At 38.3% G+C, this 22,433-nt stretch carries 13 protein-coding genes; 3 read left to right on the top strand and 10 right to left on the bottom strand.

Annotated features, from left to right (window positions below; genetic code table 11):
- Nucleotides 1–104: 104 nt before the first annotated feature.
- The 5 genes from N0B48_RS02505 to N0B48_RS02525 form a co-directional block, all read right to left on the bottom strand.
- The gene (locus N0B48_RS02505; RefSeq protein ID WP_259836527.1) at nt 105–2,036 is read right to left on the bottom strand and encodes a M1 family metallopeptidase; all 1,932 of its coding nucleotides are present in this window, start codon (nt 2,034–2,036) and stop codon (nt 105–107) included.
- A 254-nt stretch (nt 2,037–2,290) separates the two neighbouring features.
- A complete protein-coding gene (locus N0B48_RS02510; protein ID WP_259836528.1) occupies nt 2,291–4,216 on the bottom strand; it encodes a M1 family metallopeptidase in 1,926 nt (641 codons plus the stop codon).
- An 87-nt stretch (nt 4,217–4,303) separates the two neighbouring features.
- Nucleotides 4,304–5,773, bottom strand: coding sequence for a D-alanyl-D-alanine carboxypeptidase/D-alanyl-D-alanine endopeptidase (dacB, locus tag N0B48_RS02515; protein ID WP_259836529.1), 1,470 nt, complete (start codon nt 5,771–5,773; stop codon nt 4,304–4,306).
- Nucleotides 5,774–5,933: 160 nt separating this feature from the next.
- A complete protein-coding gene (gene priA, locus N0B48_RS02520; RefSeq protein WP_259836530.1) occupies nt 5,934–8,381 on the bottom strand; it encodes a replication restart helicase PriA in 2,448 nt (815 codons plus the stop codon).
- An 802-nt stretch (nt 8,382–9,183) separates the two neighbouring features.
- A complete protein-coding gene (locus tag N0B48_RS02525; RefSeq protein WP_259836532.1) occupies nt 9,184–10,092 on the bottom strand; it encodes an AEC family transporter in 909 nt (302 codons plus the stop codon).
- A 275-nt stretch (nt 10,093–10,367) separates the two neighbouring features.
- On the opposite strand from N0B48_RS02525, the gene N0B48_RS02530 reads away from it, so the two are divergent.
- Nucleotides 10,368–11,243 (top strand): C1 family peptidase, encoded by an 876-nt coding sequence (locus tag N0B48_RS02530; protein ID WP_259836534.1) that lies wholly within the window; start codon nt 10,368–10,370, stop codon nt 11,241–11,243.
- 284 nt (nt 11,244–11,527) lie between these two features.
- On the opposite strand, the gene N0B48_RS02535 is transcribed toward N0B48_RS02530, so the two are convergent.
- The 4 genes from N0B48_RS02535 to N0B48_RS02550 all read right to left on the bottom strand — a co-directional run bounded on the left by N0B48_RS02535 (nt 11,528) and on the right by N0B48_RS02550 (nt 18,208).
- Entirely contained in the window at nt 11,528–14,011 is a 2,484-nt protein-coding gene (locus tag N0B48_RS02535) for a beta-mannosidase (RefSeq protein ID WP_259836536.1), read from the bottom strand.
- 153 nt (nt 14,012–14,164) lie between these two features.
- Nucleotides 14,165–14,827, bottom strand: coding sequence for a copper homeostasis protein CutC (locus N0B48_RS02540; RefSeq protein WP_259836537.1), 663 nt, complete (start codon nt 14,825–14,827; stop codon nt 14,165–14,167).
- A gap of 32 nt (nt 14,828–14,859) precedes the next feature.
- The gene (locus N0B48_RS02545; protein WP_259836539.1) at nt 14,860–15,852 is read right to left on the bottom strand and encodes an isoaspartyl peptidase/L-asparaginase family protein; all 993 of its coding nucleotides are present in this window, start codon (nt 15,850–15,852) and stop codon (nt 14,860–14,862) included.
- Between the two features lie 145 nt (nt 15,853–15,997).
- Nucleotides 15,998–18,208, bottom strand: coding sequence for a glycoside hydrolase family 20 protein (locus N0B48_RS02550; RefSeq protein WP_259836541.1), 2,211 nt, complete (start codon nt 18,206–18,208; stop codon nt 15,998–16,000).
- A gap of 160 nt (nt 18,209–18,368) precedes the next feature.
- Between N0B48_RS02550 and N0B48_RS02555 the strand changes: the two genes are divergently transcribed.
- Nucleotides 18,369–19,187 (top strand): DUF4197 domain-containing protein, encoded by an 819-nt coding sequence (locus N0B48_RS02555; RefSeq protein WP_259836544.1) that lies wholly within the window; start codon nt 18,369–18,371, stop codon nt 19,185–19,187.
- A gap of 300 nt (nt 19,188–19,487) precedes the next feature.
- On the opposite strand, the gene N0B48_RS02560 is transcribed toward N0B48_RS02555, so the two are convergent.
- The gene (locus N0B48_RS02560) at nt 19,488–20,141 is read right to left on the bottom strand and encodes a CoA transferase subunit B (RefSeq protein WP_223607397.1); all 654 of its coding nucleotides are present in this window, start codon (nt 20,139–20,141) and stop codon (nt 19,488–19,490) included.
- A 430-nt stretch (nt 20,142–20,571) separates the two neighbouring features.
- On the opposite strand from N0B48_RS02560, the gene N0B48_RS02565 reads away from it, so the two are divergent.
- The gene (locus tag N0B48_RS02565; protein WP_259836547.1) at nt 20,572–22,374 is read left to right on the top strand and encodes an ABC transporter ATP-binding protein; all 1,803 of its coding nucleotides are present in this window, start codon (nt 20,572–20,574) and stop codon (nt 22,372–22,374) included.
- Nucleotides 22,375–22,433 lie beyond the last annotated feature (59 nt).

The following is a 22,433-nucleotide window of genomic DNA, read 5'->3' on the forward strand; positions in this document are numbered from 1 at the left end:
GACTTTTTTCCGGATTAGTTTATTGAAAAATTAATAAAACGTTATCCAATTCTGATTTTAGTTTCAAACACTTCCCTCTTCCAGCTTCAAACTTCCTGATTATTTTAATGCTTGACAAATTTCATATTTCTCTCCTGAACCGTAAAGATGTAGGTTCCCGGCACCAACTCTGAGATCTCAATTGATTTTCCAGGTTGATATACTGACTTTCTGATCAGCTTTCCATCTATAGAATAAATGGAATAATCAACTGATCGATCAACTCCTTTTAAGTACAGTTCATTCTTAGCCGGATTCGGATACAACGCAAAATCTTCTTTCTCTACGGAAGATACACTTAATGTATTATCCTGAACCACGGTAGAGTTCTTGTCCAGAATCTGATGTTCATAATTAAACTGAACACTTGTAACAGGGAAAGGAACCGTTTCAAGGAAGCCCTGATTATTCGAAGTGTGATTCAGAACAAAATAAGCGGTCTGCCCTCCGGCTCCATTGACTTTGATCGGTAATGGCATTTCAAAAAAGCTTACAGAAGCATTACTCTGGGTCTGTCCTGCTTTGAAGAAGATCTGATTTCCGGTCTGCTTCCATTTGATATTGTAGGTAGGATATCCTTGCCCATAGAGCCAGTCATTAAAAAACTCGGTGAGGTCTTTTCCACTGGATTGAAGAAATGAAGCTTTAAAATCTGCCGTACTTGCATAACCATAGGCTAAATCCGGTCTTGAATGATAGTCTTTTACGGCCTGGTAGAAAGCGGTATCACCCAAAATCCATTTGATCATTCTTACTATATATCCTCCTTTTGCATAAGAAAGTCTGCTGCTGAAGATTCGGTTTGAGTTGGAAAGTTCTGCATCCGAAACATAGGTACTTCCTCCGGGAGAACTGGTAATGGTATTTTTTTCATCAACCAGAAAACTCATAAACTGAGCATTGGTCATTAATAGTTTCTCATTCGCCAAATGTTCCCCGAAAGTGGCAAAACCTTCATTCAACCAGATATCATTCCATGTTGCACAGGTTACTTTATCTCCAAACCATTGGTGAGCAAGCTCATGAGCGATAATACTTCTACTCCAGCTCCCCATAGAAGACATAGTCTGATGCTCCATACCGCCACCCCATTGAAATTGCATATGCCCATACTTTTCATTACGGAAAGGATAAGGCCCAAAATAGGTTTCAAAGGTATCCATCACCTGTTTTGTCCATTCAATATTAGACATTGTCGTCGTATTGGAAGCGGTGGACGGAAATACGTAATTCACAAACGGAAACGGTGGGTTTCCGATGGTACTGTTTACTTTGGTAAAATTGGTAATCGAAAGCGCGATCAGATACGCTGCTGTGGGATATGCTGTTCTCCAAAAGGTCAGTTTCTTTGAACCGGGAAGTGTCGTTTCAGACATCAGTTTTCCGTTGGCAGCCACATTATACTGTGAAGGTGTTGTTATTTTAAAGTCGAATCGTTCAATTTTATCGTTAAGACTCTGCTTGGTAGGAAACCAATCCTGCGCACCATAAGGCTCACTTAATGTAGAGAGAACAGCTGTTCCGCCCTGGGTTCCATTAAAAAAAGCACTATTAGTCCCAGATGGAGCCCCGGAGTAATTGATCGTCAGAGAATCCAGTGTATTGGCAGGAATAGAAGCTGGAAAATCTATTTTCAACTCTTTTGTGGAAAGCTGTTGAAACGTTAGATCCGCTCCGTGGTATTTCACCTGAGAAACCGTAAGCGTATTGACAAAATCAAAATAGATACTGCTCATATTCTGATTAGGCTTAAAATGTGAGGTTACAGAACCTGAGATATTATAGACCGCGGGGTCCACAGCAATGTCCATTCTCTGATATTGAAGATCGTAATTTAAGGTATTAGGATTCACATTGTAAGAAGTCATTTTTTTTGCAAAGGATTTCTTTTCCATTGCAATCATTCCTTTCTTTTCAATATTGTGATCATGTGTATTCTGGCCATAGACCATCTGCGGCAGCAAGGCGCTCAGAATCAAAAGATAAAGTGTTTTCATTTCCCAAAAAAATTATTCGGTTAAATATAAATAAAAACCTTTTAATCTTGGATTAAAAGGTCAATTTTATGCAAATAGATATTTATACAAAAAACTATAACATTTTACTGCTTTTTTAGAATATTTATTTCACGATATATTCAATAACACATCATTTTTTTAATCGAAAACAAAGACAGATCACAATCATACTTTACAATTATTAGTACGTATCACTATACTATTGTGAATAAAAGAGATTATACAATGCATTTTTATTGTTTTATAAACTTTATATGTTGTTCATTAATGGTAAAAATATAAGCCCCCGGAACCAGTTCTGAAATTCCGATTGTTTTTCCAGACTGATAAACCGATTTTCTGATCAATTTTCCATCCGCAGAGTGAATAGAATACTGAGCAGTCTTATCAAAACCTTTCAGATACAATTCATTTTTTGCCGGGTTTGGATATAATGAAAATTCATCCTTCTGTACGGAAGAAACGCTTAATGTATTATCCTGAAGTACGGTAGAATTTTTCTCAAGAATCTGATAATCATAGTTGAATTCAACGCTGGCAACCGGGAAAGAAACCGTTTCTAAAAACCCTTGGTTATTAGCAGTATGATTCAGGGCAAAATAAGCAATCTCCCCTCCTGTTCCGTTGACTTTGATTGGTAATGGCATTTCAAAAAAGCTTACGGATGGGCTGCTTTGGGTTTGTGAAACTTTAAAAAAGATCTGGTTTCCAGTCTGTTTCCATTTTGTCGTATAGCTTGGATACCCTTCACCATACAACCAGTCATTAAAGAATCCTGTGAAATCTTTTCCTGTGGATTGTAAAAGCGATGCATTGAAATCTGCAGTTCTTACGTAACTGTAGGCTAAATTCGGTCTTCCGTGATAGTCTTTTACGGCCTGATAGAAAGCAGTGTCTCCTAAAATCCATTTAATCATTCTTAAGATATAGGCTCCTTTTGCATACGTCAGTCTGTTGCTGAAAATCCTGCTTACACTTGAAAGCTCTGAATCCGGAACATAAGTAGAACCATTGGGAGCGGAAGTGATATTATTGATCTCCCCCAACAGAAAATTCTTAAATTCTACGTTGGTCATCAGTAGTTTTTCATTGGCCAGCGTAGCACCGAATGTTGCAAAACCTTCATTCAGCCAGATATCATTCCATGCACCACAAGTCACTTTATCTCCGAACCACTGGTGAGCAAGCTCATGAGCGATCAGCCCTTTGCTCCAACTTCCCATAGATGACATGGTTTGGTGTTCCATTCCGCCGCCAAATTTGAACTCCATATGCCCGTATTTTTCGTTGCGGAAAGGATAAGGTCCGAAATAGGTCTCAAAAGTATTCATGACCTGCTTGGTCCACTCAATATTAGCCATACTGGTGGCATTGGCGTTGGTGGAAGGATATACATAATTCACAAACGGGAACGGCGGATTCCCGATCGTATCATTCAGTTTAACAAAATTGGTGATGGAAAGCGCGATCAGATAGGCTGCAGTAGGATACGCCGTTCTCCAGAACGTAAGTTTCTGATTTCCGGGAAGTGTGGTTTCAGACATCAGTTTTCCGTTGGCAGCCACATTATACTGTGAAGGTGTGGTGATTTTAAGATCAAACCTTTCAATTTTATCATTCATGCTCTGCTTTGTCGGAAACCAGTCCTGAGCTCCGTAAGGTTCACTTAAAGTGCATAAAATAGCAATTCCGCCCTGTGTCGTTGTATTGAAAGCATTTCCAACAGTGGGGGCTCCTGAGTAATGGATCGTGAGAGAATCAAGGGTATTGGCAGGAATAGAAGCGGGAAAATCGATCTTTACTTCTTTGGTAGGAAGCTGCTGGAATGTTAGGTTACTTCCATGGTACTGCACCTGAGAAACTACCATGATATCAGACAGATCGAAATAAATGCTGCTCATATTCTGATTCGGCTTGAAATGAGAAGTCACAGAACCTGAAATATTATACACCGCAGGATCCAGACTGACATTCATTCTCTGGTACTGAAGATCATAATTTAACGTGTTCGGATTGATATTGTAGGTGATCATTTTTTTCGTAAAAGCATTCATTTCTTTTGCGATCAGCCCCTTCATTTCAATATTGGGTTGTTGTTTCTGGCTAAAAAACTGCTGGGAGATTAAAAAGCCAAGAACTAAAAGATAAAATTTATTCATACTCAGGATATTAGATGTAACCAAAGATAAAAAAAACCTTCTAATCATTGATTAAAAGGTTTTTATAAATATTAAAATAAATATTGTTTAAAGATCGAGAGCCGGCTCAAGAATTTTTTCCATTCTTTTCTTCACCATATCTACAGATCCTGAATAATTGTTAACCATTAAAGAAAACACCAATGTTTTTCCTGAGTTCGTTTTCAGATATCCTGCTAACGTTTTCACTTTGTTTAAAGTTCCTGTTTTAGCAAAAACCTGTCCGTTTCCGGTACCAATGAACATTCTTTTCAACGTTCCGGACTGTCCTCCTACCGGCAGTGACGTGAAATACGTTTTATAATATTTCTCATCCATTAAAGAGGTCAGGAATTTTACCTGGGAAATTGGCGTTACGTTATTTCCTCTTGAAAGTCCGCTTCCATCCATATAATTCAGCCCGATCATATCGAAGCTTTCATTTTTAAGGTGGTTGGTTACTACTATTCTTCCTGATTCTGAAGTCTGGTCGCCCATTTTCTGGTAACCTACCGTTTTCAGTAAAGCTTCTGCCAGAGAATTGTCGCTGTGCTGATTGGTATAGAATACGATATCACCTAATGTCGGAGATTTATACGCTGCTACCAGTTTCCTGCTTTCAGGTGTTGCATCCGTCATTTTTGGGGTTACTTTTCCGGTCACTCCAATTCCGCTTTTTACTAATGTCGTTCTGAATGTATTGGCAAGATAAGCCGGAGCATCAGGAAGCTTTGTCGTTAAAACACCGTCGCCATCATACTTTTCAGCATACACCATCTGGTTGACATAAGGAGAAACGTAGAAATACTTTTTATCAGAAGCAAATCCTGATTTTTTCACGATCAGCTTTTCGTTGGCTGGATTAATTTCGCGGGTAGTTCCTACAGGCAGGTAGTAATTATTGTTTTCAAGCCATACAACATTTTCCGGAAGCATTGTAATATTGCCTTTGAAAAGCGCTGTCTGAATGATAATATCACCATTTACCTTTTTAATCCCTTCGCGGGAAAGTCCACTCATGAAGTCTGCAACAATGTCTCTGTACGACCACGCTCCTGCTTTATTGGTTCCTAAAGAAGGGTCTCCGCTGCCTATCAGATACAAATTTCCATTTAAAACTCCACTTTCATCAATAGTCCCTGAATATTCCAGCTGCGTCATCCAACGGTAGTTTTCGCCTAAAAGGTTCAACGCTGTTTCCGTGGTTAATAATTTGGTAGTAGAAGCCGGAACTAAGGGAGTATTTTCATTGTACGAAGAGATCACCTTCTTCGTTTTGGGGTCATACACTACGAATCCCCAACTTGCATTTTTCAGCACAGGATCCGCCATCATTGTGTTTACATTAATATCTACGAGCTCTTTGGCCGACAAAATCGTTTTCTCCGCTACCGAAGTAATGGGAGAAGGCAGATTCAAAGTATTCCTTTGACTATCGTAAGCCTGTGAGTAAAGAACTGTAGAAACGGTAGATTGAGCAAGGAATAACCCAGAAGCCAATACCGCTGCACTTGAAATATATTTTCTGTAATTTACCATCTATCTTTTTTTGGTTCCATAGTTTGACACTGTAAAAAATGATAAGTTAAATCATCCAATTAAAGAGCCAAACACTTAATCAACGACCAAAAGTAGAAATTATTGTCAGATAAAGGGTCACAGAAGTCTTATAAAAGACTGTAAAGTTTGTTAAAAATTGTTAAAAATCTACAATAACGTCTTTTTTAATACTTTGATAAGCAGTGATTTCATCAAATTCATTCAAACTCAGCAAAACCATTTTTTTAAATTCATCATACTTTTTCCCACGTGGAAGTTTAAGCATAATTTGGAATTGGTATAAATTATTAAGCCTTGCAATCTGCGCTCTTTCAGGTCCCAAAACACATTCTTCGGGAAGATATTTTCTTAAAATAGATCCTAAAAACTGGGAAGCGCGGTTCACTTTGTCTTCTTTCCGATGCTTCAGCTCGATCATAATCAGCTTTGTGAACGGTGGATAGTGGAATTTCTGACGTTCGGTAAGGATATATTTATAGATTTTCGCCGGGTTATTCATCTTGATCAGCTGAAAAACGGAATGATCAGGATTATAAGTCTGAATTAAAATTTTCCCTTTTCCGGAAACTCTTCCCGCTCTTCCGGATACCTGCGTGATCAGCTGATAGGCTCTTTCCTCCGCTCTGAAATCCTGTACATACAACAGGGAATCGGCTTTGGGAATGGTAACCAGTTCGATATGGTCAAAATCAAGACCTTTAGAAATCATCTGCGTTCCTACGATAATGTCTGTTTCGCCGTCTTCAATTTTCTCGTACAGCTTTTCATACGCAAATTTCTTACGCATGGAGTCTACATCCATTCTATCTACTTCATGATCAGGAAACAGTTTGGATACTTCTTCATGGATCTGCTCTACGCCCACTCCCCTTTCATTCAGGTTTTCGGACTGACATTTCGGGCAGCTTCTAGGCTTTGAGGCTCTCTGTCCGCAGTAGTGGCATTTCATTTCATTCGCAGCCTTGTGATAGGTCATTACGACATCACAGTTCGAACAGTAATTGACATAGCCGCAGGTTTCACATTCTATGACGTTGGCATAACCACGACGGTTATGAAGCACGATAGCCTGATTTTTTTCATCCACCGTTTTTTTAATCTCATCAATCAGGTGTAAAGAAAAGTTCCCGGAGACCTTTTTAGATTCCTGGGCTTCTTTAAAGTTGATGAGCTCGTATTCCGGCAGATTCACATTCCCGAATCTTTCATTCAGGAAGATATATTTTATTTTATCTTTTCTCGCATTGTAGTAGCTTTCTACAGAAGGCGTCGCCGATCCGAGGATCACACCTGCTCCATATAGATTTCCTAAAACCAGGGCAGCATCTTTTGCATTAAAATTAGGGGAAGATTCTCTTGGTCTGTATGCAGAATCATGTTCTTCATCCACAACGATCAGTCCAAGATCTTTAAACGGCAGAAACATGGCGTTTCGGGTGCCTATGAGAATTTTGATATCGTTCTGTTTGATTCTTCTCCAGACTTCTACCCGTTCAAAATCCGTTAGTTTCTGATGATAGAAACCGAGCTGTCTTCCGTATTTTTTTTCCAGCCTTTGGGTAATCTGTTTGGTAAGAGAAATTTCGGGAAGCAGGAACAGTACATTTTTCCCTTCCTGAATACATTCTTCGATTTTCTCTAAATAAATATGCGTTTTTCCTGAGGAAGTTACTCCATGCAGTAATACATTTTTCCCTTCTTCAAAGGCCTCATCTATTTCAATTTTAGCTTCTTTTTGCTCATCGGAAAGTTCTTCAAGCTCTTCAATTTCTCCTTGATAACTCTCGATCCTGTCTTTCTGCACATAATATTCTTCGACAAGACTTTTATCTACAAGCGCTTTAAAATGGGAGCTTCCGAAATACCCGTCTTCAAACAGTTCTGCTTTTTTGATCGGAATCTCCGGATGTTCCGTCTGTTTTTCTAAAATGGCAAGGAAAAGGTCTTTCTGCTTTGGAGCCTTATTTAATTTTAAAAGAATTTCTGTCAGATTCTGATTGCCCAAAACCTCATCATTAATCTTTACATACGCAACTTCCTTAGCTTTATATTTCTCTGCAATTTTTTCATCAATTTCAATATACTGCAGATCAATCAGGGAATTGATCGTTTTAATGATATCTTTTTTAGGAATAAAAGCTTCAATATCGGTCAGATTAATCAACTGACGAACTTCCAATGCCTGAATAAGGTACATTTCATTGACGTCCAGGTTTTCAAAATCAACTGTTATATTGGGTTTTAATTTTAAATAGGTTTCACTTTCCAGTTTTAAAGAGGAAGGAAATGCAAAACGGTAAATCTCCCCCAAACCGCACAGATAATAATCTGAAAGCCAGTTCCAGAAATTGATCTGCTCTTCGGGAAGGATCGGTTGGTCATCCAGAATACTGATGACTTCCTTGGCTACAAAATTTTCAGGCGTATTGTCATGAAGTTCAAAAACAATTCCCGTATAAATTTTCTTCCCACCAAACGGTACCAGCACACGCATTCCGGGCTGAATATCTGATATCAGCTCGTCAGGGACTTTATAGGTGAAAGATCCTTTTAAATTAAGTGGTAAAACGATTTGGACGTACTGCAAGGGAAAATTTTAAAGTGTAAAATTAGATTTTTCTTTAGAGAACTGCAATTTTTTGTTGAGATTGTGTTGGGGTATTGTTCGCAGCTGTGGTGAAATTTAAATTTTGGCTAAAGCCGTTTGATTTATTATTAAAATTGAACGGACTAAAGCCCGTTCCTCTTGAATATATCTGTCGTATCTACATCATACGGATGCTCATATTGGGCTAAAAGTTTCTCGCTGATTGAGCAAATTATACAGATTTAAAATACATAAGCTTCTGCTGAATCTGTTCCATCTGTGGGAGATTATTTTTAATTTGTATGATTTTTTAAACGCAAAGTTTAATTTAAAGAACGTTTAATTTTAAGAAGGTAAAGAGCTCGACTGTGTCGCTGATGAAGCTGCATAGTAAAACGCCTGCTTAGTCGAATCAATTTTATTGATTCCTTCTTTGCATTCCTTGCAATATGCGCCATCAAAATCGAACTTTGCGTAAAAAAGGCTAAAGCCCGTTCCTATTGAATATGTTTGTCATATCTACATCATATGGATGCTCATATTGGGCTAAAGGTTTCTCGCGGATTGAGCAAATTATACAGATTTAAAATACATAAGCCTCTGCTGAATCTGTACAATCTGCGAGAGATTATTTTTAATTTGTGCGATTTTTTAAACGCAAAGTTTTATAAAAAATGCTTTTGAACTTAAGGAGAGCAAAGAATTCGACGGCGTCGCTGATGAAGCTGCAGGGCAAAACGCCTGCTTAGTCGAATCAATATTCATTTTTTTTGCTCTGGTTGATAAATTTCAGTCTATTATTTTAGAAAAGCCATTCGGTGATTTGATACCAGACGGCAGAGGTTATGAATCCTACGAGAATACTGAAACCTATGATCAGATTGGTGAGCTTGGTATTTAGCCTGAATTGTTCGGCAATAATACTTGAGGTGACGACTGTAGGCATCGCGGCCTCAAATACGGTGATTTTTGCCACATCTCCTTTTATGTTAAGTAATAATGCTAATCCAAGTACGATTGCCGGAGCCAGGATCAATTTATAAAGCATGGAAACAGACATCTGAGGGATTAGTTTTTTCCAACCATTGAATTTAAGCTGGAGTCCAACGGAGAATAGTGCCAGCGGACTTACCGTTGCTGCCAGTTTATCGAAGAATGGTTCTGCAACAGTAAAATCAATAAACTGCGATAATACCAATGCCGCGATGCATCCAATTAATGGAGGAAATGTGATCAGTCTTTTCAGAATAAACAGGGCACTTACTTTTCCGGATCTGCTTCCTCCTTTTACGGCTGCAATAATTCCCATGGTGGAAAGGGCAAAAAACATGGTCTGATCACAGATGATCGCAATATTTAAAAGACTTTCACCATAAAAAGCACTGATCAAAGGAAAACCTATAAAGGACGTATTGCTGTATCCGCTCGTCAATTCCAATGTGCTTCTCGACCGTCTGGAGTAGCCTTTGCTTTTGCTGTAAAACATCATAAAGAAGAAACAGAAAACAGAGACCAGAAAAGTAGCAGCGATGGGGAACAGCATTTCTGTGGTCCATTTTACTTTGGGCAGATATTTAAAGGACACGGCAGGCAGAGCCAGATAAAGAATCCAGGTGTTAATTCCTTTGTGAGCATCGGGATGGATAGATTTTGTTGCCTTGAATACCATTCCTGCGATAATACACACTGCAATCAGAACAAAATTTACCATAATGTGTAAGAATAATTGGCAAAGTTACGGCTGATTTTTCAGTTATGGCCGCCAAAAATTAAATTTTAATGACAAAAATCTATTTTTATTTAAAATAAATTTAATTTGAATTAACGCAATTAAATTCAATAAGCATCACGTTTTGAGAATACTCCATCTCAACATAATTATTAAATATGATCAATTACTAATGTTAAATTTTAATATTTCATACATAATAAATCACAAAATATTGAATAAATTATTAATTTTACAAAACCACAAAAATTTTTAATATGAAAAGTAAACTAATGTCTTTAGCACTAGGCGTGCTATTCCTGTCCTCCTGTAATTCCAACGAGGACATCACCACTTCAACACCGGAACAGGCTTCCCAAAAACAGTACGCTCTGGGAGCCAGACTGGTGGATGAACAAACTTTTAACTCTTATGAAAAAACAGATGTTGATGCATTAACGCTTAAGTTTAAGGGGAAAAGTTCTGAGGCTGCCAAAGTAAGTCTTCCAAGCAGCTATTCTATTCCAAGTTCAACAGTTGGTAACCAGGGATCGGAAGGTTCGTGTGTTGCCTGGGCTACGGCTTATGCTGCAGCGAGCTCTCTTGAATTGAACTTTAAAGGGGTGACGCAAAGCAGAAGCCCCGAGTATGTTTACAACCAGATCAAAGTCGGTACATGCGCCCAGGGAGCTTATGTCACCGCAGGACTTAATCTGATTAAAAACCAGGGAGTCTGCAGCTGGAATGAAATGCCTTACACCGATGCGGGATGTTCTACCCAACCTAATGCAACGCAGAAAAACGCTGCTAGTTCCCACAAATTTACAAGCTGGGGAACGGTTAATAAAACTGACCTTGCAGGCGTAAAAAACCTACTGAGCATGAATCTTCCTATTGTCATTGCCATAAGTGTAGATGACAGTTTTTACAATATGGGAAGTACAGGATGGATCTGGAAAGCCCATTCCGGTCAGAACTATGGAGGACATGCGATTTGCGTTATCGGGTATGATGACAGCAAGCAGGCGTTTAAAGTTCAGAATTCCTGGGGAACCTCGTGGGGAAGCAGTGGATATTTCTGGATAGATTATACCTTCTTTGCAAAAACCTCTAATGGCGCCATTAATGAGAGTTATGTTGCATATGTTCAGTAAATAATTATCAGCACCAAATTATTATATATAGAAAGAAGCCTTCCAATAACTACGGAAGGTTTTTTGTTGTTGGATTATCGCAAAGGCGCTATTTTTTGCATGCTTTGTGTTGTAAGGCGCGAGGATTTTATCAAAGATAAAATTTTATGCTGTGGATTGTTGCTATGCTGATATTGAACTTTGGAAATAGTAAACCTCATACGTTTTTGAAACCTATGAGGTTTGTTTTTTGATGCTCGTGCAGATTCAGCTGATGATGCAGATTTTTGTTTTCTATTCCTGATTTAATTCTGTAAAGTATTCCAAAGGCTCATTACTTCGATATTTTTCAAAGGTTTAGAAAGTTTGACCTTTTTTGAAGTATGGGGAAGAAGGTCGAAGAAATTATCACTGAAATGGATGTCTCCGATCAGATAAATATCTTTTGCCAATACCTCTGTGGAAATTTCAATTTCATCCTGAGAAATTCTTTTGATCTTGATATTTGGTTGCGTCAGCTGCAGGTCTTTTGGTTTAGCAAAGAAATGGTTATTGACAGCGATGGTTTTTCCTTCTTTGTCTTTTAGCGTAAGCTGTAAAAAGCTTTTATTTTTTTCAGATTCAGCAATTAAATTTTTAATTTCAATAGGATCAAATTTTAGAATACTTTCCAATGCTTTTTCTTTTGAAAGGGCTTTGGTTTCTTTTAAAACCTTTCCGTCAAAATTCACTGCTTTGATTTCTAAATTAACATCAGTAAAATTCTTAATTCCATCATTAATGGCATAAAAATTTAAATTACCATCTTTTTCATCAGTTAAAATAACCTGTTGTTCAAAGCTTCGTTTCATCTGATATTGAAGGGCTTTCCAATTTCCTAAATAATCAATGGAAGACCATGAAACCACGGGCCAACAATCGTTCAGCTGCCAGTATAAAGTTCCCATATTATAAGATTTTGCACGACGATGGGCTTCTACAGCGATTCTCATTCCTCTCGCCTGCAGCAATTGGGAAATATAATTGTATTGTACAAAGTCTGTGGGAAGTTTATAGTCTCTTTTAATGTATTCGTTAATAATTTCCCAGCCTCTTCCATGTTTTTCATGAGCTTTTACGATAGGATTTTGTAAATTCAGATCGGGAGTTCCAGAAAACATGGACTTCATAGCTTCCAGGCTCGGCATTCCTTGAAAACCGTATTCAGACATAAAGCGGCCTACTTTTTCATTATAAATTTCAAATGGTTGCTCTCCCCACCAAACTCCCCAGTAATGGGAATCTCCTTCCGTAAGGCTTTCTTTATGTCCCCAACCGATGGATGGCGAACTGGGCCAGTAGATATTTTTTTCAGGAGTAAGATTTTCCTGTAACGCATTTGGAATCAAGTCCTGAAACAGCTTTTTATAATCCTTCCAAACCTGTAGGGAATCGTCTTTTGAATATTTGAACTGTTTTTGATATCCCCAGTTGACAATGGCTTCATCAACTTCATTATTCCCGCACCACAAAGCAATCGACGGATGATTCTGAAGTCTGTTCACCTGATCTTTTACTTCTTCTCGGACGTTGTTTAGAAAAGCTTCATCAGCCGGATAAAAGCTTCCTGCAAACATAAAATCCTGCCAAACCAGAATACCATTTTCGTCACAGGCTTTGTAGAATTCATCGTCTTCATAAATCCCACCGCCCCAGACACGAACCATATTCATATTGGCTTCTTTCATGTCTTTAATCAGTTTCCGGTATTTTTCTTTGCTTACTCTGGGGGGAAAACTGTCGGCAGGGATCCAGTTGGTTCCTTTCGCATACAAAGGTTTTCCATTGACTTTAAAATAGAACGATTTTCCTGTAGCATCTTTTTCCTGAACCAGTTCTACCGTTCTAAGTCCTACTTTTATATTTTTTTGGTCTAAAGTTGTCTTATTTTTTAAAAGTTCGATTTTAAAATCATGAAGATTCGCGTCTCCCCATCCGTTGGGCTGCCAGAGCTTGTACCCACTCATATCATAAGGAAGACGAATGGTGTTCATTCCTTTTTTAAGAGAAATGACCTTGTTCAATTGATTAATTTTCAAGCTATAATTCCCGGATTCCTCTGCATTAATCTCTATCTCAAAATTAAAATCTAAAATTTCATTTGAAAAGTTCTGATGGTATTTAACCGTTTCAATTTTCGCGAAATTCCAGAATTTCAATTGTATATCTTTCCAGATTCCTGCGGTCACTAACCTCGGTCCCCAATCCCATCCAAACTGATACTGAGATTTTCTCACAAAACTTCGGGGTGATTCCGGCATCGTAAACGGAACTTTTTTAGCAAATTCCTTTCCTTCATTCACTGCCGATTTGAATTTAATCTGCAAGTCATTATCCCCTTGTTTCAGGAACTCTTTCACGGGAACGTTCCATTTCCGGAACATATTGTCTGTCTTTTTCAACAGTTTCCCGTTCAGATAGGTCTCTGAGAAGGTATCAAGACCATTAAAAATCAACTCAATATGATCATTTTTGAGTTCTTTTGCGGATACTCTAAACGTCGTTTTATATTCCCAATCTTCATTTTCTATCCATTGAACCTTTTTTTCGTTTTCATCTTTGAAAGGATCAGGAATCACTTTATTCTCCATCAGATCAAGATGAACGGTACCCGGAATTTTTGCAGAAAGCCAAGTCTGCTCTTTCGTATTTTTGAACTGCCATTTCTCCGAAGACAAACTTCGTTCTGTAAGCTGTGCAGTCATCATTGTCTGAATAAAAAGGAAGATAAAAAGGATAGATTTATTCATTTAAGGAATTGATTTAGAAATTTTATAGTAAAAGTTTTAAACACTCATTTTGTCATTCCGAGGAACGAAGGAATCTGTATTATTTATTGAGATTCTTTCACTCCACTTTGTTTCGTTCAGAATGACAAACGCTGTTCATATCACTTCTAAAATTTAACTATTCTTCAAAGCAATAACCTCATCCGCAATAGCAAAAGCTCCACCATCCGTGATCGCTGAAGAATGAAAATAGCTAGCATTAGTAAATTCCCTTATTTCTTCAATATTGGTAGAGCGAAGACCTCCCCCAACAAGAATTTCAATCCTGCCATTGGAAAGTTCAACCAGTTTTTTCAAATTTTCTTTTCCTTCTGAAACATTGGGTTTCTGGCCTGACGTTAGAATTGTTTTAAAACCACAATCTATTACTTTTTCCAGAGAATCTTCAAGGTTTGTGGCGCGGTCAAAAGCGCGGTGGAAAGTACATGGAAGAGAACCTGCCAATTCAACTAAGACTTTGTTCTGTTCTACGCTCACCTTATCATTGTTGTCTAAAATCCCAAAAACAAAGCCATCTGCTCCTAAAGATTTCAACTGAACCAATTCTTTTTTCATCTGCTCAAATTCGGCTTCCGAATAGGTAAAATCTCCACCTCTTGGTCTGATCATTACAAAAATCGGAATATTAATTTTAATTCTGAGTTCTTTTACTGTTTCGAAATCGGGAGTTGTTCCGCCTTCGCTTAATCCGTCACATAATTCTATTCTGTCTGCTCCGTTTTCAAAAGCAATCATGGCTGATTCCGGATTGAAACATGCTATTTCTATTTTTGACATTTATTTTTTTGTTGAATGGTAAGAAAATATTTTTATTTCAGGGCAAATTCCGGCTTTTCAAGGCGGTTTCCTTTCTGATCATACACTGCGAAATTAAATCCGTCCTGGATGCAGTAAGATCCGTACTCTCCTTTTTTATTTAAAGCAATAAAGCCAACCTGAATATCTTTCAGATTTTTATTTCTTCTCTTAGCAATATTGACAATCCTTTCTACGGCTTCTTTGCAGGCCTGCTGAGGATTTCGGCCCTGTCTCATCAATTCAACCACAAGGTGTGTTCCTACGGTTCGGATCACTTCCTCGCCATGACCTGTAGCGGTAGCTGCTCCTACTTCATTGTCTACAAACAGACCCGCCCCGATAATCGGTGAATCTCCTACTCTGCCATGCATTTTAAAAGCCATTCCGCTTGTCGTACAGGCTCCGGAAAGGTTTCCCTGTGCATCAAGAGCAATCATTCCTATGGTGTCGTGATTTTCAATATTGGCAACAGGCTTATATTCGCTGGTTTTCAACCATTCTTTCCATTCTTTTTCAGATTCGGGAGTGAGGAGGTTTTCTTTTTTAAAGCCTTGAGAAAGGGCGAACTGTAAAGCTCCGTCTCCAACCAGCATTACGTGTGGTGTTTTTTCCATAACCGATCTTGCCACGGAAATAGGATTTTTGATATGCTCTAAACATGCAACGGAACCGATATTATAGTTTTCATCCATAATACAGGCATCAAGAGTTACTCTTCCGTCCCTGTCCGGACGTCCGCCATAGCCTACACTTCTTTCTGTAGGATCCAATTCTACCAGACGAACTCCTTTTTCTACTGCATCAAGGGCTTTTCCGCCTTTTCCAAGAATGGTCCAGGCTTCTTCATTGGCTTTCAGACCGAAATTCCATGTGGAAAGAACGATTGGCTTTCCAACTGTTTTAGAATGATCGGGTAAGTCTTTAGCGATGAGATCCAGAGGATTTACAGCAAGTGCCAGAGAAGCGGCTGCCGTTTTTTTGATGAAATTTCGTCTGCTTTGCATGTAAGATGTATTTGGCTTCCAAATTAGCAATTTTCCCGCTAGCATAAAAGGAAAAAAGACTACAGCAATTGCTCTGAAGTCTTTTTCTTATTTTTAATGATTAATGAATCAGTTTAGCATATAATCTGGTCATTTAACTTCGGGATTAATTTATTCCAATTTCATCTACAAAAAGCCACGCTTTTGAGTCAGCTCCGGGATTTCCGGCAGGAATAATACCTGCGTTTTCTATTTTCAGTTTGATGTATTTTGAATTCTGGCTTCCTACATTTAGCTTTATTTTTCCTTTTGAGCTCTGAATTTCGTCTTTTCCAATTTCCTTGATCATTTTAAAATTCTTACCGTCATCAGAAATAAAGATCTGTGCAGATTTCGCCAGATGGATCCAGCTTCCTTTATTCTCTAAAGTATTAAAATAAATTTCTGAAAAACCGGTCTTCTGACCAAGATCAATGGTTGCTACGACATCTTTTCCCTGAAAACCCAGCCATGTTTTACCCAGCTGTCTGGTATTCCCGATAATTCCATCCACTAAAGTAAAAGCTCCACCGAAAGAATAATTTTCACTTGGTTGCTGCTCTAAGGTTATTTTTTTTCCTGTAGATTTTGAAACTGTAAATTCCTGTGTAGAAACCGCACTTTTCAGTTTTCCCTCCTCGAAATAGGCAGATTTAACGGTTAAAGATTTAGAAATATTGATGGGTCCCTGATATACCTGTGAATTCAGAGAAGGTTCCGTTCCGTCTGTTGTATATCTAATTCCTTTTGGATCCTGTGAAACCGTAAGCTCATAAGAGATACCATTACTGGCAGGAATTACTTTTCCGGAGATATTGTAAATGCTTTTTGCATAATTCACCTTCATTTTGTCCAGAATTTTGAACTGGCTAATGACTCTGTTTTCAAATTCTTTATAATTTTTAGGATCTGCTGTTCCCCATCCAACTTCGGAAATCGCCATCAGTCTTGGAAAAATCATATATTGAACCTGCTTAAAATCTGTGATATATTCAGTCCATAAATTGGCCTGAACACCCATGATATATTTTGCCTGCTCTGCATTTAACTCTGAAGGAATAGGATTGTAAGAATACACTTTATCTAAAGGCGTAAACCCTCCAAAAGCATTAGGCTCCGACTGCGGATCTCCCTGATAATGGTCAAAATAGCAATAAGCTCCGGGTGTCATCACTGCGAAATGTCCAGATTTTGCAGCTTCAATTCCTCCGTTCACACCTGTCCAGCTCATCACAGCCGCGTTTGGTGCAAGACCACCTTCCAGGATTTCGTCCCAACCAATGATCTTTCTGCCTTTACTGTTGACATATTTTTCAATTCTGTGGATGAAATAGCTTTGAAGACCATGTTCATCTTTCAGATTATTTTTCTTAATCAATTCCTGGCAATGGGCACATTCTTTCCATCTTGTTTTCGGGCATTCATCGCCGCCGATGTGGATGTACTGGGAAGGAAATAACTTCATGACTTCATCAAGAACATTTTCCAGAAAGGTGAATGTTTCTTCTTTCGGGCAGAAAACATCGTCAAAAACGCCCCATTTTGTAGCAGATTCAAATGGTCCTTTTGTACATGCAAGTTCCGGATATGCAGATAAAGCGGCTAAAGCATGTCCCGGCATTTCTATTTCCGGAACGATGGTAATATGTCTCTGCTGAGCATATTTAACGACGTCTTTGATCTGTTCCTGAGTATAAAAGTATGGACCGTAAGGTTTTCCGTCAAATGTATTGTCTACATAAGCCCCGATCATTGATTCTTTACGTTTTGAACCGATCTCAGTCAGTTTCGGATATTTCTTAATTTCAATTCTCCAGCCCTGATCGTCTGTAAGGTGCCAGTGAAAGGTATTCAGCTTGTACATGGCCAGATAGTCGATGTACTGTTTTACTTCGTCAACACTGAAGAAATGACGGCAGACATCCAGGTGCATTCCGCGCCAGGCAAATTTTGGATTGTCTTTTATTTCCATAGCGGGAATAGTACCATCTTCTTTATGTTCTTCAAAAAGCTGGATCAAGGTTTGAAGAGCGAGAAAATAGCCTTGTTTGGTATCTGAACTTATAAAAACTCCTTTTGGAGAAATGTCAATGGAATAACTTTCTTTCTTACTTTCAGGATTAATCGGAATTTTCGGCTGCGGAACCTGTATATACATTACATGAACTTTTTCCGTACTGCTGCTCGACTGAAATTTAACCTGAGAACCCAGACGTTTTTTGAAATATTCTGTTTCTTCTTTCGGAAGTTTGTCGTTCAGGATCAAGGTTTCAGGAATAATAAATTGACCTTCCTGTATGGTTACGCTTTGAGGATAAGGAATTAAATTGGGCTTCATCTGAGCATTAAAAACAGTGGAAAAAAGAATTGAAAATATAAGAAGAAAACGTCGCATCTGGGTATGATTAAGGTTTTAGCTAATATAATTATTTTCTAAAACTCTTTGGAGCATTTTAACTTATTAAATAATAAAACATCTAAATTTGCAAAAAAATACAATGAGAAAAAGCATTTTACTGGCCGCAGGATTATTATTTTCAATTTCTGCACAGGCACAGCTCTTAGATCTCATCAAATCTACGGTTAAAACAAAAACCGGTGTTGATCTTGATAATCCGGCGAAACCTAAAACTCCAGCAACGACAACCACTACTTCAACCACTACGACTACTCCAACTAAAACCTCGCCCATTAATCTTGGAAGTCTTACTTCAACACAGATTTCTTTAGGATTAAAGGAAGCATTAAGCATTGGAGTGACTGATGGTGTAAAGAAACTAGCTCTGACAGACGGATTTTTAAAAAATGAAGCCGTAAAAATTTTAATGCCTGAAAAGCTAAGAAAGATTGATACTACGCTACGCTCTCTGGGAATGGGAAGTCTTGCAGATGAAGGGGTAAAATTATTAAACAGAGCTGCTGAGGATGCGGTGACGGAAGCTGCTCCTATTTTTACAAAAGCGATCACATCCATGACGATTACGGATGCTAAAAATATCTTGTTAAGCAGTGATAATGCAGCAACCAATTATCTACAGACCAAAACGCAAAGTCAGCTGTTCACCGCGTTTCAGCCTAAAGTGAAAGCTTCATTAGGAAAAGTAGGCGCCGATACGGTCTGGAAAAATCTGATCTCCAAATACAATACGTTCACCGGACAGGCTGTAACCACTGATCTTAACGAATATGTAACCACAGAAACCATTAATGGTGTTTTCAAAATGGTAGCGGAAAAGGAAAGCGGCATCAGAAATACGCCGGCAATGAGAACGACTTCTATTTTACAGAAGGTTTTTGGGGCACAGGACGGGAAATAGATGTTAGATATTAGAAACTAGATGTTAGTTTTAAGACTTGTCATTAAGATTTTTTAATGATATCATATTAAGCATCTTAGATTATATTTCAGTAATTATATTGAGTCCATTTAAAGCATAAAAAAGGCTGTCTCAGAAATTGAGACAGCCTTTTCTTTTGTCTTGAAACAAAAATTATATGATATGCTTCGACTCCGCTCAGCATGACATCGTTAAAAATCTACATATAGTATTAGAAATGTCATGCTTAGCATAAACAGAAGGTTTATGAACAAAGTTCACGAAGCATTTTCAATTATATTAGAATTGCATTTCAGGAATTTCACCTTCAATGATCAGATCAGCTTCTGTAGATTTTACGATGTGCTCCACAGAAACACCCGGTGCTCTTTCTACCAGTTTGAAACCTTCAGGAGTAACGTCTAATACTGCTAATTCAGTAACTACTCTTTTCACACAGTTAACGCCAGTAAGCGGAAGGGTACATTTTTTCAGGATCTTGCTTTCTCCAGCTTTGTTCACGTGCATCATCGCAACGATAATATTTTCTGCAGATGCTACCAGGTCCATTGCTCCACCCATTCCTTTTACCATTTTTCCCGGAATTTTCCAGTTGGCGATATCACCGTTCTCAGAAACTTCCATCGCTCCAAGGATGGTAAGATCTACTTTCTGACCGCGGATCATCCCGAAACTGAAGGCCGAATCGAAAAATGAGCCTCCCGGCAGAATAGTGATGGTTTGTTTTCCGGCATTGATGATATCGGCATCTTCTTCCCCTTCGAAAGGGAAAGGACCCATTCCGAGCACTCCGTTTTCACTCTGAAATTCTACGGAAATACCATCCGGAACATAGTTAGCCACCAATGTAGGGATTCCGATTCCCAGGTTTACATAATATCGGTCTTTCAGTTCTTTTGAAATCCTTTTAGCAATTTGTTCTTTTGTAAGCATAATAAAAACTTAGACTGCAATTTAATTCTTTTCACTTGAATACAAAAGGGCTTTGTTACTAAGGTTGAGATAAAGGTGAGGCAGGTGGCAGATAGCAGGTTCTAGGTTGCAGATATTAGGTAGCAGGTTGCAGGGATTAGGGACTAGGTGATAAGGGTTGAAATTATGGTCTTTTGATTGTAGTCAAGAATTAAGAAACAAAATTCCAGATGCAAAAAATAATATATCTATAAACCAGTAACTAGCAACTGACAACCTTCTTTCAAACTCATTTACTCTAAAACCCTCCGACGCTCCGACACTCAAACCCGTACCCCGCATCCCGTAACTTTCAGCTTCCAACCCCTTCATATTAATTTTCTTAACCGAAACTCAGCTTAATGCCATAAGTCAAAATAATATCTCTAATTTTGCAACATTATTTACTAGAATGAAAATACTTTTAAGATACCTTAAACCTTACCAGTGGTTGATCGCGCTTTCTTTGCTGCTGGCCACTATTAATCAGGTTTTTTCTTTATTTGCTCCGGCCATTACGGGTAATATCCTGGATCAGCTGGTTACGCATCCCAACTTTTTCGACAAGGAAAAACTCCTGCCGAGAAATCTGAATCAATATTTATACGGAAGTGGTGTTTATCACGGTATTTTTTACTTTCTGGGATTACTTATCGGAACAGCGATGGTGAGCAGAATTGCCAAAGCTTTTCAGGATTATGCGGTAAGCGTTATTACTCAAAAGTTTGGCGCAAAAATCTTTACAGACGGTTTAAAACACTCAATGGCATTGCCTTATCAGGAATTTGAGGATCAGAGGAGTGGTGAAACCTTATCTATTTTAACGAAAGTAAGAGAAGATACGGTGAAATTTATCACCAGCTTTATTAATATTTTCTTCGGAATTCTGGTCAGTATCATTTTCGTTTCTGTGTATGCGATCCGTTTACACTGGTCGATTATGCCTGTCTATATCTGTGGGATTTTCCTGATTGCTTTCATTACTAATTTATTGAGTAAAAGAATAAAAGGCATTCAGAAGAATATCGTTTCGGAAACTACGGCTTTAGCAGGAAGTACGACGGAAAGCTTAAGAAATATAGAAATTGTTAAAAGTTTAGGGTTAACGAATCAGGAAGTGATCCGTTTAAATAACAATACGTACAAAATCCTTGGACTTGAACTGAGAAAGGTGAAAAGCATCCGTTCTTTAAGTTTTATCCAGGGAACGATGGTCAATTTTCTTCAGCAGATGATTACTATGACGTTGTTACTTTTGATTTTTAAAAACATTGTCACTCCGGGACAATATCTGTCTCTGATGTTCTATGGATTTTTCATTTTCGGGCCGATGCAGGAAATCGGGAATATCATTATTTCTTACCGCGAAGCTGAGGCTTCTCTCCAGAATTTTGACAATTTAATGAAGAAGGAAGTGGAAGAAAAACCACTTCATCCGAAACAAATCGGGGCTATTGAAGAATTGGAATTTAAACACGTTTCTTTCAAACACCAGTCGGCTCAGTATAAAGCTTTAAATAATATCTCTTTTGATGTTAAAAATGGCGAAACCATTGCTTTTGTGGGACCGAGCGGTTCAGGGAAAAGTACGTTGGTCAAATTGCTGGTTGGGCTTTACAGGCCTCAGGAAGGCAATATCTTTTACAATGGGATTAATGGAAAAGAGTTTGATTTTGATGAACTGAGAAATCAAATTGGTTTTGTGACCCAGGATACTCAGCTTTTTGCAGGAACCATCAGGGAAAATCTTCTTTTTGTTAATCCTAATGCTACCGAAGCGGATCTGGAAATCGCATTAAAGAAATCCAGCTGTACTGCATTACTTGAAAGAGCCGAAAAAGGTATCGAAACGGTTATTGGTGAAGGCGGACTGAAACTGAGTGGCGGCGAAAAACAGAGAATTGCCATTGCGCGAGCACTTTTAAGAAAACCACACTTATTGATTTTTGATGAAGCAACTTCAGCTCTGGACAGCATCACAGAAGAGGAAATAACTTCTACCATCAAAGATATTTCCAAAGAAAAGGAACAGATCACCGTTCTTATTGCCCACCGTTTAAGCACGATTATGCATGCAGACAGAATCTATGTCCTTGAACGCGGACAGGTGATAGAAACAGGATCTCACAGCCATCTCATTGCCGAAAAAGGATTGTATTTCGCGATGTGGCGACAACAAATCGGAGAAAGAAAAAATCTTATTTCACAGGAATAAAAAAAGCGCTGAACATCTGTTTCAGCGCTTTTCTTTTATTGTTAAAACTGTATTTAAAC

The organism is Chryseobacterium herbae, from assembly GCF_025154075.1.
GTDB lineage: Bacteria > Bacteroidota > Bacteroidia > Flavobacteriales > Weeksellaceae > Chryseobacterium > Chryseobacterium herbae.

What these genes read in the sequence shown, in the direction of transcription:
- N0B48_RS02505 (WP_259836527.1), bottom strand. Translation starts at nt 2,036, where the DNA reads ATGAAAACACTTTATCTTTTGATTCTGAGCGCCTTGCTGCCGCAGATG.
- N0B48_RS02510 (WP_259836528.1), bottom strand. Translation starts at nt 4,216, where the DNA reads ATGAATAAATTTTATCTTTTAGTTCTTGGCTTTTTAATCTCCCAGCAG.
- dacB (WP_259836529.1), bottom strand. Translation starts at nt 5,773, where the DNA reads ATGGTAAATTACAGAAAATATATTTCAAGTGCAGCGGTATTGGCTTCT.
- N0B48_RS02525 (WP_259836532.1), bottom strand. Translation starts at nt 10,092, where the DNA reads ATGGTAAATTTTGTTCTGATTGCAGTGTGTATTATCGCAGGAATGGTA.
- N0B48_RS02530 (WP_259836534.1), top strand. Translation starts at nt 10,368, where the DNA reads ATGAAAAGTAAACTAATGTCTTTAGCACTAGGCGTGCTATTCCTGTCC.
- N0B48_RS02535 (WP_259836536.1), bottom strand. Translation starts at nt 14,011, where the DNA reads ATGAATAAATCTATCCTTTTTATCTTCCTTTTTATTCAGACAATGATG.
- N0B48_RS02540 (WP_259836537.1), bottom strand. Translation starts at nt 14,827, where the DNA reads ATGTCAAAAATAGAAATAGCATGTTTCAATCCGGAATCAGCCATGATT.
- N0B48_RS02545 (WP_259836539.1), bottom strand. Translation starts at nt 15,852, where the DNA reads ATGCAAAGCAGACGAAATTTCATCAAAAAAACGGCAGCCGCTTCTCTG.
- N0B48_RS02550 (WP_259836541.1), bottom strand. Translation starts at nt 18,208, where the DNA reads ATGAAGCCCAATTTAATTCCTTATCCTCAAAGCGTAACCATACAGGAA.
- N0B48_RS02555 (WP_259836544.1), top strand. Translation starts at nt 18,369, where the DNA reads ATGAGAAAAAGCATTTTACTGGCCGCAGGATTATTATTTTCAATTTCT.
- N0B48_RS02560 (WP_223607397.1), bottom strand. Translation starts at nt 20,141, where the DNA reads ATGCTTACAAAAGAACAAATTGCTAAAAGGATTTCAAAAGAACTGAAA.
- N0B48_RS02565 (WP_259836547.1), top strand. Translation starts at nt 20,572, where the DNA reads ATGAAAATACTTTTAAGATACCTTAAACCTTACCAGTGGTTGATCGCG.